Annotated in this window: 14 protein-coding genes; 11 read left to right on the plus strand and 3 right to left on the minus strand. The window is 67.8% G+C overall.

The features are described from left to right. The first annotated feature begins 105 nt into the window (after positions 1–105). From recA to IWH25_RS02835, 11 genes are all read left to right on the plus strand, one after another. A complete protein-coding gene (recA, locus tag IWH25_RS02785; RefSeq protein WP_203387838.1) occupies positions 106–1,128 on the plus strand; it encodes a recombinase RecA in 1,023 nt (340 codons plus the stop codon). A gap of 3 nt (positions 1,129–1,131) precedes the next feature. Then, a complete protein-coding gene (gene recX, locus IWH25_RS02790; protein ID WP_203387839.1) occupies positions 1,132–1,578 on the plus strand; it encodes a recombination regulator RecX in 447 nt (148 codons plus the stop codon). 2 nt (positions 1,579–1,580) lie between these two features. Next, positions 1,581–2,318, plus strand: a complete 738-nt coding sequence (gene lptB, locus IWH25_RS02795; protein ID WP_203387840.1) for an LPS export ABC transporter ATP-binding protein — start codon at positions 1,581–1,583, stop codon at positions 2,316–2,318. A gap of 42 nt (positions 2,319–2,360) precedes the next feature. Beyond that, positions 2,361–3,797 (plus strand): RNA polymerase factor sigma-54, encoded by a 1,437-nt coding sequence (locus IWH25_RS02800; RefSeq protein WP_203387841.1) that lies wholly within the window; start codon positions 2,361–2,363, stop codon positions 3,795–3,797. A 13-nt stretch (positions 3,798–3,810) separates the two neighbouring features. Beyond that, on the plus strand, positions 3,811–4,137 hold the full coding sequence (hpf, locus tag IWH25_RS02805; protein ID WP_203387842.1) for a ribosome hibernation-promoting factor, HPF/YfiA family: 327 nt from the start codon (positions 3,811–3,813) through the stop codon (positions 4,135–4,137). 95 nt (positions 4,138–4,232) lie between these two features. Next, positions 4,233–4,679: a PTS IIA-like nitrogen regulatory protein PtsN gene (gene ptsN, locus IWH25_RS02810; protein ID WP_203387843.1), complete on the plus strand. Its 447-nt coding sequence runs from the start codon at positions 4,233–4,235 to the stop codon at positions 4,677–4,679. Positions 4,680–4,689: 10 nt separating this feature from the next. Next, positions 4,690–5,625 (plus strand): HPr(Ser) kinase/phosphatase, encoded by a 936-nt coding sequence (gene hprK, locus IWH25_RS02815; protein WP_203387844.1) that lies wholly within the window; start codon positions 4,690–4,692, stop codon positions 5,623–5,625. A gap of 52 nt (positions 5,626–5,677) precedes the next feature. After that, positions 5,678–5,995: a PsiF family protein gene (locus tag IWH25_RS02820; RefSeq protein ID WP_203387845.1), complete on the plus strand. Its 318-nt coding sequence runs from the start codon at positions 5,678–5,680 to the stop codon at positions 5,993–5,995. Between the two features lie 98 nt (positions 5,996–6,093). Continuing rightward, a complete protein-coding gene (locus IWH25_RS02825) occupies positions 6,094–6,765 on the plus strand; it encodes a hypothetical protein (protein ID WP_203387846.1) in 672 nt (223 codons plus the stop codon). 19 nt (positions 6,766–6,784) lie between these two features. Then, positions 6,785–7,576 (plus strand): hypothetical protein, encoded by a 792-nt coding sequence (locus IWH25_RS02830; protein WP_203387847.1) that lies wholly within the window; start codon positions 6,785–6,787, stop codon positions 7,574–7,576. A gap of 31 nt (positions 7,577–7,607) precedes the next feature. After that, a complete protein-coding gene (locus IWH25_RS02835) occupies positions 7,608–9,899 on the plus strand; it encodes a serine/threonine-protein kinase (RefSeq protein WP_203387848.1) in 2,292 nt (763 codons plus the stop codon). A 62-nt stretch (positions 9,900–9,961) separates the two neighbouring features. On the opposite strand, the gene IWH25_RS02840 is transcribed toward IWH25_RS02835, so the two are convergent. From IWH25_RS02840 to IWH25_RS02850, 3 genes are all read right to left on the minus strand, one after another. After that, on the minus strand, positions 9,962–10,855 hold the full coding sequence (locus tag IWH25_RS02840) for an adenylate/guanylate cyclase domain-containing protein (protein WP_203387849.1): 894 nt from the start codon (positions 10,853–10,855) through the stop codon (positions 9,962–9,964). A gap of 84 nt (positions 10,856–10,939) precedes the next feature. After that, positions 10,940–11,866, minus strand: coding sequence for a tRNA 2-thiocytidine(32) synthetase TtcA (gene ttcA / locus IWH25_RS02845; protein ID WP_203387850.1), 927 nt, complete (start codon positions 11,864–11,866; stop codon positions 10,940–10,942). After that, positions 11,841–12,599 (minus strand): pteridine reductase, encoded by a 759-nt coding sequence (locus IWH25_RS02850; RefSeq protein WP_203387851.1) that lies wholly within the window; start codon positions 12,597–12,599, stop codon positions 11,841–11,843. Before IWH25_RS02850 ends, ttcA begins: the two co-directional genes overlap by 26 nt. Positions 12,600–12,674 lie beyond the last annotated feature (75 nt).

The raw sequence follows: 12,674 nt of genomic DNA on the forward strand, positions 1-12,674 counted from the left end.
ACGAAATACTGTATATACTTACACTGTATGCAATCACAGTAAGCGCTGCATGGGGGCGTTTCGGCGCCGTGCGATAATCCGCGCAACCTCTGACAAGGACGAGAAATGGACGACAACAAGGCAAAGGCACTGGCCGCCGCACTGGCGCAAATCGAGAAGCAGTTCGGCAAGGGCTCGATCATGAAGATGGGCGAGGGCAGCGTCGAGCACGACATCCAGGTCGTCTCCACCGGCTCGCTCGGCCTCGACATCGCGCTCGGCATCGGCGGCCTGCCGCGCGGCCGCGTCGTCGAGATCTACGGCCCGGAATCGTCGGGCAAGACGACGCTGACGCTGCAGGTCGTCGCCGAAATGCAGAAGATGGGCGGCACCGCCGCCTTCATCGACGCCGAGCACGCGCTCGACCCGTCCTACGCGCAGAAGCTCGGCGTGAACCTGAACGACCTGCTGATCTCGCAGCCGGACACCGGCGAGCAGGCGCTGGAAATCGCCGACATGCTGGTCCGCTCGGGCGGCGTCGACGTGATCGTCATCGACTCGGTCGCCGCGCTCACCCCGCGCGCCGAGATCGAGGGCGAGATGGGCGACCAGATGGTCGGCCTGCACGCCCGCCTGATGAGCCAGGCGCTGCGCAAGCTCACCGCCAACATCAAGAAGACGAACACGCTGGTGATCTTCATCAACCAGATCCGGATGAAGATCGGCGTCATGTTCGGCTCGCCGGAGACCACCACCGGCGGCAACGCGCTCAAGTTCTACGCCTCGGTGCGCCTCGACATCCGCCGCATCGGCTCGATCAAGAAGGGCGACGAGGTGATCGGCAACGAAACCAAGGTCAAGGTGGTCAAGAACAAGGTCTCGCCGCCGTTCAAGGAGGCGATCTTCGACATCCTCTACGGCGAGGGCACCTCACGCGAGGGCGAGATCATCGAGCTCGGCGTCGCCCACAAGCTGGTCGACAAGTCCGGCGCCTGGTATGCCTACAAGGGCGAGAAGATCGGCCAGGGCAAGGACAACGCGCGCGAATTCCTGAAGGCCAACCCGGCGATCGCGCAGGAAATCGAAGCCCGCGTCCGCGAAGCCGTCGGCGTCGCCTCGCCGCGCCCGCTGGAGGCCGCCGAGGCCTGAGCGATGGACGAGCTGCGCCAGCGCGCGCTGCGCCTGCTGGCGCGGCGAGACCATGCGCGCGCCGAGCTCAGGAAGAAGCTGGCGCCGCACGCCGAATCCGAGGAAGCCCTCGACGCGCTGCTCGACGAGCTGGCCGGGCGCCGCCTGCTGTCCGACGCGCGCTACGCCGAGATGCGCGTCGCCGGCCGCAGCGCCCGCTACGGCAATGCCCGGCTGGCGCAGGAGCTGAAGCAGCAGGGCGTCGCCGGCGAAGTCGCCGACGAGGCGCTGGCCGCCGCCGGCGACGAGCTGGCGCGCGCGCAGGCGATTTGGCGGCGGAAGTTCGGTACACTCCCGGCTGATGCCGCCGAGCGGGCCAAGCAGACCCGCTACCTGATGCACCGGGGATTCGCCGGCGGCGTGATCCGCCGCGTGCTGCGCGGCGAAGGCAACGAACAGGAAGAAGAATAGCCATGCCGGACCAGCCGAAGAGCAAGCTCAGCGCCCACAACCTGAACAAGCGCTACAAGAAGCGCACCGTCGTGCACGACGTCTCCTTCGAGGTCGGCAGCGGCGAGGTGGTCGGCCTGCTCGGCCCGAACGGCGCCGGCAAGACCACCACCTTCTACATGATCGTCGGCCTGGTCGCTTCCGACGGCGGCGACGTCTACATCGACGACACCAAGATCACCCATCTCCCGATCCACCGCCGCGCGCAGATGGGCGTCTCCTACCTGCCGCAGGAGGCCTCGGTGTTCCGCAAGCTGAGCGTCACCGAGAACATCCAGGCCGTGCTTGAGCTGCAGGACCTGCCCAAGGAAGAAATCCTGCGCCGGCTGGAGGACCTGCTCGAAGAACTGCACATCACGCACATCCGCAACAACTCGGCCGCCTCGCTGTCCGGCGGCGAGCGCCGCCGCGTCGAGATCGCCCGCGCGCTGGCGACGCAGCCGCGCTTCATCCTGCTCGACGAGCCCTTCGCCGGCGTCGACCCGATCGCCGTGCTGGAAATCCAGAAGATCATCCGCTTCCTGAAGGAACGCAACATCGGCGTGCTGATCACCGACCACAACGTGCGCGAGACGCTGGGCATCTGCGACCGGGCCTACATCATCAACGAAGGCTCGGTACTTGCTTCGGGCCACCCGGACGAAATCATCTATAATGAAGACGTCCGAAAAGTCTATCTGGGCGAGAACTTCCGCCTCTGATCCGAAAACAGAAACAGCAACTCCGGCCGTCCCGCGCCGCGCATGAGACCCGCTCTCCAGCTCAAGCTCTCGCAGCACCTTGCGTTGACCCCGCAACTGCAGCAGTCGATCCGGCTGCTGCAGCTGTCGACGCTTGAGCTCAATCAGGAGCTGGAAAAGTTCCTGCTCGAGAACCCGCTGCTCGAGCGAGAGGATGAGGACAATTTCGTCCCGGCACCGTCGTCGAGCAGCACCAGCGAACGCGAGCCGGCCGCTGAGGCCGGCGGCGAAGGCGAGGCCGGCAGCAGCGACGAGGTTCGCCCGAACACCGACGACGAAGGCTGGCCCGGCGACGGCAGTCCGGGAACCGGCTCGTCCGGCAGCGGCGGCAGCGACGAGGACGGCGATTACCAGGACATCCAGGCGGCGACCACCTCGCTCTCCGACCACCTGATCTGGCAGCTCGGCCTGACGCCGCTGCCCGACCGCGACCGCATGCTGGTGCGCGTGCTGATCGAGGCCCTCGACGAGGACGGCTACCTGTCGCAGACGCTCGACGAACTGGCCGAGATCATGCCGCCCGAACTGGAGATCGAGCCCGAGGAACTGCAGATCGCGCTGAAGCACCTGCAGCACTTCGACCCGACCGGCGTCGGCGCGCGCAACGCGCAGGAATGCCTGTCGCTGCAGCTGACGGCGCTCCCCGCCGATCCCGTGCGCGACCTGGCGCTGGTCATCGTCCGCCAGCATCTGGAATTGCTCGCCGCCCGCGACTTCGCCCGCATCAAGAAGCTGGCCGGCTGCGACGACGACCTGCTGCGCGCCGCGCACGCACTGATCAAGGGCCTCAACCCGCGCCCCGGCGCCCAGTTCGCGCCGCTCGACGCACGCTACATCATCCCCGACGTGATCGTGAAGAAGGTGCGCAACCAGTGGCGGGCGAGCATCAACCCCGACGCCTACCCGCGCCTGCGCATCAACCGCCTCTACGCCGAGGTGCTCGCCGGCCAGCGCGGCTCGGGACTCTCCGGCCAGCTGCAGGAAGCGCGCTGGCTGATCAAGAACGTGCAGCAGCGCTTCGACACCATCCAGCGCGTGTCGCAGACGATCGTTGACCGCCAGCGCCAGTTCTTCGAACATGGCGAGGTAGCGATGCGGCCGCTGGTGCTGCGCGAGATTGCCGACATCCTCGGCCTGCACGAATCGACCGTATCGCGGGTAACGACGCAGAAATACATGGCCACCCCGCGCGGCATCTTCGAACTGAAATACTTCTTCGGCAGCCATGTCGCCACCGATACCGGCGGCGCCTGCTCGGCCACCGCGATCCGTGCGCTGATCAAGCAGCTGGTGGGTGCCGAAGATGCGAAAAAACCGCTATCTGACAGCCAGATAGCGGAAATCCTTGGCCAGCAGGGGATTGTCGTGGCGCGACGAACGATTGCAAAATATCGTGAAGCGCTGAACATCCCGCCGGTCAATCTACGCAAGAGCCTGTGAAAGGAGTCTCACCATGAACCTGCAGATCAGTGGACACCACCTCGAAGTGACGCCGGCGATCCGCGACTATGTGACGGGCAAACTCGAGCGCGTCACGCGCCACTTCGACCACGTGATCGACGTGAACGTGATCCTCACCGTGGAGAAGCTGAAGCAGAAGGCCGAAGTCACGGTGCACGTCCGTGGCAAGGACATCTTCGTCGAGGCCGACGACGGCGACCTGTACGCAGCGATCGACATCCTGGTCGACAAGCTCGACCGCCAGGTCCAGAAGTACAAGCAGAAGGTCCAGGATCATCATCGCAGCGACAAGGCAGCCGCCCGCACGCTGGCCGAATGAGATAATCGACGCTTCGCGGCCGTCGCCGGAAATCCGCTCCCCGCGACGGCCCTCCCGCAACCTTCCTTCCCGCCGCCTGAAAGCTCTCCCGCAGCATGAGCCTCATCGCCAACCTCCTGCCCGTCGAGAACATCCTTCTCGACCTCGATGCCGGCAGCAAGAAACGGGTCTTCGAGCAGGCCGGCCTGATTTTCGAGAACCACCACGGCATCGCCCGGGCGACCGTCTTCGACAGCCTGTTCGCGCGCGAAAAGCTCGGCTCGACCGGACTCGGCCAGGGCGTCGCCATCCCGCACGGCCGCATCAAGGGGCTGAAGGACGCCCGCGGCGCCTTCCTGCGCCTGACCACGCCGGTGCCCTTCGATTCGCCGGACGGCAAGCCGGTGTCGCTGCTGTTCGTGCTGCTCGTTCCGGAGCAGGCCAACGAACTGCACCTGCAGATTCTTTCCGAGCTCGCCCAGCGCTTCTCCGACCGCGAGTTCCGCGACGCGCTGCTGGCCGCCCCCGACGCCGAAGCCGCCCGCCGGTTGTTCGTCAGCTGAGATTCCCGCCATGCGCCAGTTCAGCATCGCCCAGCTCTACGAGGACCACCGCGAGACGCTGCAGCTGAACTGGATCGCCGCGATCGGCACCGACCGCCAGCTCGAGCTGAAGGAATCCGGCAACTACGGCGCCGACATCGTCGGCCACCTCAACCTGATCCATTCCGAGCGCCTGCAGGTGATCGGCCAGGCCGAATACGACTGGGCCAACCGCGTCAGCCCGAAGCGCCTCACGACGCAGATCTCCGAGCTGATCGCCGACAACCCGCCGGGCATCATCTGCGCCGACGGCCTGGAAGTCCTGCCGATCGTGCAGGAGGCCTGCGAGGACAGCGGCACGCCGCTGTTCACCAGCCCCAAGCCGTGCTCGGCGGTGATCGACCTGCTGCGCATCTACCTCGCCCGCCGGCTGGCCGACACCACCTCGATCCACGGCGTGTTCATGGACGTCCTCGGCATGGGCGTGCTGATCACCGGCGACTCCGGCGTCGGCAAGTCGGAACTCGCGCTCGAGCTGATCTCGCGCGGCCACGGCCTGGTCGCCGACGACGTCGTCGAGCTCGCCCGGCTGGCGCCGACGACGATCGAGGGCCGCTGCCCGGGCATGCTGCGCGACTACCTGGAAGTGCGCGGCCTCGGCCTCCTGAACATCCGCACCATCTTCGGCGAGACCGCGTCGCGGCGGAAGATGAAGCTGAAGCTGATCGTGCACCTGCAGAAACCGCTCGCCGGCGTCGACGCGCCGCGCCTGCCGCTCGACGCGCAGACGCAGGAAATCCTCGGCGTGCCGATCCGCAAGGTGATCGTGCCGGTCGCCGCCGGCCGCAACCTGGCGGTGCTGCTGGAGGCCGCGGTGCGCAACACCATCCTCCAGCTGCGCGGCATCGACAGCATGCAGGAATTCGTCAACCGCCAGCAGCGCGCGCTGCTTGACGATGACATTTGAATTGCGCCTATAATCCTCCGGCCGTACCACCCCCACTCAGGAGGAAATACCGATGAAACTCGCAATCGCCCTGGTTTCGCTCGCCCTCGCCGCCGGCACCGCTTTCGCCGAAGAGAAGAAGGCCGACGCGCCGAAGAAGGAACCGTCCGCCGCGCAGAAGGCACAGCAGGCCAAGATGAAGGACTGCAACGCGCAGGCCGCCGGCAAGACCGGCGACGAGCGCAAGGCCTTCATGAAGCAATGCCTGTCCGGCGGCCACGCCGCCGACTCGGGTTGCGCCGCCCAGGCCGCCGACAAGAAGCTGGCCGGCGCCGCCAAGACCAGCTTCATGAAGAAGTGCGAAGCCGACGCGCCGGCCGCCACCAAGTAATCGCCGGAATCCCCGGGCGGAAAAATGCCGGCTTGATTGTGAGCCGGCATTTTTTTTGACAGAATCACCCGGCCCTCCGTCACCTGCGGACCATTTCCATGCGCGCATCGGCTTCCCGGCTCGTCCTTTCCCTGCTGCTGGCGGCACTGACGCCGCCGGCGCTGGCCGCCTTCAGCTTCTCCGAGGACGAGGAAAGGCAGAAAGCGGCCGACGGCGCGAAGCAGGGCGGCGCCCCCGCCGTCTCCGCCGCCTGCCGCGATTCGCTGAAGAACCGCAAGGTGATGGTCGTCGTCGGCCAGCGCAGCGCGCGCGGCACCGACGCCCACCAGGGCACCTACGGACCGCACTTCCAGGCGATCAACAAGCGGCTGAAGAAATTCGGCTTCAATACCTATACTCAGGAAGAAATCACCGCCCAGATCGCGCAGGCGGAAATCGACGCCTATTTCCGCAACGATCCGGACGCGGCGATCAACGCCTCGAAGAAGATGGGCGCCGACTTCATTCTGCGCGGCCTCATCTCCAGCCGGTCGGCGGTCAATCCGGTGCTGCGCATCCCCGAGGTCTACGTGAGCATGGGCTTCACGCTGACTGCCGCCGACGGGCGGACGATTTCCGACGCCTCCGCCAGCGCCGACTCGTATTCCGGCAGCGACACGCTGGGTATGGCGCTGACGCTGGTGAACGAGCAGGCCGACGGCGTCGTCGCCCGCCTGGTCAACGATTATTGCCGGCATGCCGCCCCGGCCGCGAAGGGCAAGGGCCGCTAAGCCACACGAGGAGACTCCGATGAAACGCTTCGTTCCCCTGCTTGCCGCCGGCCTGCTCGCCGGCACCGCCGTCGCCCAACCGACCTTCGAGAGCCCGTCGCCGACGGCCGGCAGCGGCACCTCGGAAACCGCCAACCAGATGGCGGACAAGGCGATGTACAAGCCGGTCGAGTACGCCAACGCCGGCAAGCCCGGCCCGGCGCTGGTGGTCATTCCCGGCGAGGTGAAGAGCAACAACGCCACCTTCACGCAGAAGTTCGGCCCGAACAACATCGCCGACTATGCCGAGCTCGAACTGGGCAAGGCCAACTTCAAGATCCTCGAACGCGCGGACCTCGGCCCGCTGCTCAACGAATTCCAGCTCGCCTACACGATGGGCGACCCGCAGGCGGCGCGCAAGATCCTGCAGAAGGGCAAGTTCAAGACGACCAAGTGGGTCGTCAAGTTCGACGTGCTCAAGGCCGAGCAGGTCGCGCAGGCCGAGTCCGGCTTCGACGGCCGCGCCGTCGGTGCGCTGATCGGCATCTTCGGCCGCGGCAGCGGCGGCGCCGCCGGCAACGTCGTCGCCAGCTCGGTGCAGACCGGCGAATCGACCGGCGTCTGGATCATCGGCATGCGCTACAAGATCATCGACGCCAACACCACCGAGCAGGTGGCGACCGGCTACGCCGAGGAGAAGATGGAGCTCGGCGCCAAGTCGAACTCGGTGCTCGGCCTCTCCTCCGGCGCCGCCGGCGGGCTGACGCTCGATTCGCTGGTGCAGCGCCTGGTGCAGAAGACGGTCTGGGAAATCGACAGCAAGCACAAGTGATCCGTCGCCATCGACGGGAAGGAACGACGCCATGGCAGGCCTACCGCAGCAGCTGGGCAAGTACGAGATCCGCAGGGAACTGGGGCGCGGCGCGATGGGCGTCGTCTACGAGGGCTGGGACGCCGGCATCGGCCGCCGCGTCGCGCTGAAGACGGTCCGCCGCGACCAGCTCGAAAGCAGCGAGGCCGGCGAACTGCTGTCGCGCTTCAAGCGCGAGGCGCAGGCCGCCGGCCGCCTCAACCACCCCGGCGTCGTTGCCGTCTACGACGCGGGCACCGCCTTCATCGCGATGGAGTTCGTCGAAGGCCGCGAGCTGAAGGACATCTTCGACAAGAACGAGCGCCTGCCGCTGCCGGACGTCGTGCGCCTGATGTGCCAGCTGCTCGACGCGATCGGCCACGCCCACGCAAACGGCATCGTGCACCGCGACATCAAGCCGGCCAACGTCTTCCTGCTCGCCGACGGCCGCGTCAAGGTCGGCGATTTCGGCATCGCCCGCCTCGAATCGTCGAACCTGACGCAGGCCGGTTCGGTGCTCGGCACGCCGGCCTACATGTCGCCGGAGCAGTTCATGGGGCAGACCGTCGACGGCCGCTCCGACCTGTTCTCCGCCGGCGTCATCCTGTACCAGTTCCTGACCGGCGAAAAACCGTTCACCGGCCAGCTGACGACGATCATGCACAAGGTGCTGAAGGAGGACCCGGTCGCCCCGTCCGAGCTGAACGTGCAGGTGCCGCCGGCCTTCGACGCGGTGGTGAAGAAGGCGCTGGCGAAGCGCCCGGACGAACGCTTCCAGGACGCCGAGGCCTTCATCGCCGCGCTGCGCACGGTCGGTGCCCGGGCCGCCGCCGACAGCGACGCGACCCTGGTCGGCAGCGACGGCGAAGCGACCCTGGCCGTCTCGGCCGAGGCTACGCTCGCCGCCCGGCCGCAACCGGCGGCTGCCGCCCCGGCCCGCCCGGCGGCGCCGGCCCCAGCCCCCGTCGCCGCTGCCGGAAAGCGCTCGCCGGCGCTCGCGCTGGCCATCGCCGGCGGCCTCGCCGCAGTCGGCCTCGGCACCGGTGCCTGGCTGCTGCTCGGCAAGTCCCCGGCACCAGCGGCGCCCGCCGTCGCCAGCAGCGCCGCGCCGGTGGCCCCCGCCGCGCCGGCCGCGGTGCCGGCCGCGGCGACGACCAACGACATGGTGATCACCGCCGTCGGCTACGCCGACGCCAGCGACCCGCGCTTCGCCGCCGACCCCGGCCTGCTCAAGACCGAGCTGCGCGAGGACGCGCGCCGCCGCCTGGTCGAGAAGGCGCTCTCGCTGTACGTGCAGAAGCAGTCGCTGGCCGACCACTACGAACTGCTGCGCAGCAAGTTGCTGCCGCGTAGCGGCGACTTCATCGCCGCGGTGATCCAGGAGGACCCGCCGCAGACCGGCAAGGACGGCATCGCCTCGGTGACCACGCGCGCCCGCGTGAACGTGCGCGAGGTGCAGAAGTCGCTGAACCAGATGTCGCGCGACGAGCGCGTCGAGTTCATCCGCAACAACGGCGACCCGAAGATCTCGGTGGCGATCACCACGCGCAGCGAGGACGGTGCCACGGCGCGGTCGCCGGTCGCCGAGAACCTGCTCAAGGAACGCATCCAGTCCTTCGGCTTCCGCACCTGGAGCGACGAGGGACAGAAGGACGCCGACTTCGCCGTCAGCGGCGAGGCCAGGTTCAAGAAGCTGTCGGCCAAGCTCGCCGCGTCCGGGATCACCGTCGAGAAGACGGTGCTCACGTCGTGGACGGTGAAAGCGGTGGACAAGGCGAGCGGCGAGGAAATCTACTTCAACACGCAGATTCCCGAGCAGATGAGCTGGGCGACCGAGGACCAGGCGCTGCGCGACATCGGCAAGCTGGTCGGCGACGAGTTCTCGAAGGGCTTCTTCCTGTCGCACTTCCGCTTCGTCGGGCAAACCGTCCGCCTGCGCCTCGCCGGCGTCGGCAAGGAGACGGCGGCGCAGCTGCAGCGCGAGATCAGCGGCCTGCTCAACGTGCTCGACCTGAAGCCCGCCGGCGACCAGCTGCTCGACGTGCAGCTGGCCGGCAGCGGCAACCTCGCCGACCAGGTGGCGACGACCATCGTGCAGCCGCTCAACGCCAAGCTCGGCCGCCGCTGCTTCGCCGCCACCGGCAACGGCGGCGAGGTCGGCCTCGCGCTCGACCCCGGCTGCGCCGACGCGGCGACGCTGGCGCGCCTCGACACGCTGCCGCCGGCGGCGCTCTACGACGCGCCGGAAGCACGGCGCAAGGCGATCGTGAAGAATCCGGAAACGCTGCGGAAGCTGGCGATCTGACCCGCACAAGCGCAGCGGGCGGCGGGGATCGCTCCCGGCCGCCCGCCTGGGCAGCGCAATCCTCAGAGGTGCTCGAACTCGGCGATGTCGGCGCCGTCGCTGGCCGCCGACGCGGCGAAGGAAATCCGGCCACTGCCGCGCAGCACCAATTCCTCGCGGCGCAGGAAGAACTCCGGCTCGCCGGCAAAGGTGACATAGGTGCCGTTGGTCGACACGTCGGTCAGCACGAACTTCTCGCCGCGCCGCTCGATCTTGCCGTGGTTGCGCGACGCGCGCCGGTCGCGGATGACCAGCTCGCAGCCGGCATCGCGGCCGAGCGAGAGGCTGGCGTTCTTGTCGTCGAGAACGATCACCTGGCCGGCATAGCGCAGGCACAGGCGCGGGCCGCCACCCTTGGCGCTGTCGCGGAGCGATGGCGCCAGCGTCGTCAGCTCGTCGCCGTCGTGCCACAACACCTCGAACACGTGCAGGCCCTCCACCTTGCCCTTCACCGACATCTGCTCGAGGTCGCGCGTCGACAGCTGCAGCAGCTCGGGCAGGCGCGCCACCGTCTCGCCGCTGGTCAGCGCCTGGCCGGCCTTGGCCAGCCCGGCGAGGCGGGCGGCGGTGTTCACGGTGTCGCCGAAGTAGTCGCCCTTCTCCTCGATCACCGGACCGTGCTGGAAGCCGAGCCGGATCGCCAGCTTGACGCCGGACACCGGCGGCAGGTCGGTGACCCGCTGCTGCATGTCGCTGGCAGCGTGGAAGGCGTCCTCGGCCGATTCGAACACCGCCATCACCTCGTCACCGATCGTCTTCACGATGCGGCCGCGGAAGCCTTCGACCGAGCGCTCCATGCGCTTGATGCAGCGGTCGACGGCATGCAACGCCTCGGTGTCGCCCAGTTTCTCGTACAGACGCGTACTGCCGGAAACGTCCGCGAACAGGATAGAAAGCTCCCGCTCCTTGCCACTCATCCAGTCATCCCCTCGTCGTACCGACCGCCGGCACAGCCCGGCGATTCTATCAAGATTCAGTCACTTAACCGGTCTTCATGCAGCCTAGCCGGCGCTTTCGGACATTGCCACCGGAATCGGAAACGGCTCCGGCAAGCTCAGCTCGACGCCGAACTGCGGGCCGTCGAAGGCGGTGTCGCCCTCGTCCACCGCGTCGCCGAGCTTCAGCCCGCGGAAGTCGAACAGATTGTTGTCAGCCAGATGCGACGGGACGACGTTCTGCAGCGCGGTGAACACCGCCTCGGTGCGCCCCGGGTAGCGGCGGTCCCAGTCGGCCATCATCTCGCGGATTTTCTTCCTTTGCATGTTCTCCTGCGAACCGCACAGGTTGCACGGGATGATCGGAAACTCCATGCCACGCGCGAAGCGGGCGATGTCGGCCTCGGCGCAGTAGGCGAGCGGACGGATGACGACGTGCGCGCCGTCGTCGGTGACCAGCTTCGGCGGCATCGCCTTCATCTTGCCGCCGAAGAAGAGATTCAGGAACAGCGTGTGCACCATGTCGTCGCGGTGGTGACCGAGCGCGATCTTGTTGGCGCCGAGCTCCTTCGCCGTGCGGTAGATGATGCCGCGGCGCAGCCGCGAGCACAGCGAGCAGGTGGTCTTGCCCTCGGGGATCTTCTCCTTGACCACCGAGTAGGTATCGGCCTCGACGATGCGGAAGTCGACGCCGATCTTCCGGAAATACCCCGGCAGCACCTCCTCGGGAAAGCCCGGCTGTTTCTGGTCGAGGTTCATCGCGACCAGCCTGAACTTCACCGGCGCCCGCTCCTGCAGCGCCATCAGGATCGAGAGCAGCGTGTACGAGTCCTTGCCGCCGGAGACGCAGACGAGCACGGTGTCGCCGTCCTCGATCATCCGGTAGTCGGCGATCGCCTTGCCGACATTGCCGGTCAGGCGCTTGAAGAGTTTCTGCAGGTTGTTCGACGTTTCCACGGTTCCACTTCTACAAATAGGCGGTGCGACCGCCATCGACGTTGATCACTTGCCCCGTGACGTAGGGGGCGGCGAGCAGGTAGGCCACCGCGCCGGCGATGTCCTCGGGCCGGCCTGCCCGCTGCAGCAGCGTGTGGCGGACGATGTCGACGCGCGCCGCGTCGTCGAACTGGCCGTCGTCCGGCCACAGGATCGGCCCCGGCGCCACCGCGTTGACGCGTACCTCCGGCGCCAGCTCGACGGCGAGCGCGCGCGTCAGCGTCAGCAGCGCGCCCTTCGCCGCGCTGTACAGCGGATAGCCCCTGAGCGGCCGCTCGGCGTGCACGTCGGTGATGTTCACGATCGCGCCGCCGTGCTCGCGTAGCGCCGATGCAGCCGCCTGCGAGAGGAACAGCGGCGCCTTGAAGTTGCTGCCGACGAGGTCGTCCCAGGCCGCCTCGTCGATCGTGCCGAGCGCCGTCGGAAAAAAGCTGGAGGCGTTGTTCACCAGCCCGTCGAGGCGGCCGAAGCCGGCCAGCACGTCGGCGACCAGCAGCGGCAGCGCTGCCGTGTCGCGCAGGTCGGCCTGCAGCGCCAGCGCCGAGCGCGGCCGCGCCGCGTTGAATTCGGCGACCAGCGCCTCGGCCTCGGCGGCGGCGGCCCGGTAGTGCAGCACGACGCTGGCGCCCTGCCGGTGCAGCAGGCGGGCGATGGCGCTGCCGACGCGGCGCGCGGCGCCGGTGACGAGCACGGCCTTGCCGTGCAGCGGAGGGAATGCGTGCTCGCCCATCGCCGGCTCCTTGCGCGAAAAACGCAAGTTTACCGGACTTGCCGGGGTCGCCGCAGCCTGCCGCCGTGGAAGCCC

This window comes from Azospira restricta (assembly GCF_016858125.1).
GTDB lineage: Bacteria > Pseudomonadota > Gammaproteobacteria > Burkholderiales > Rhodocyclaceae > Proximibacter > Proximibacter restrictus.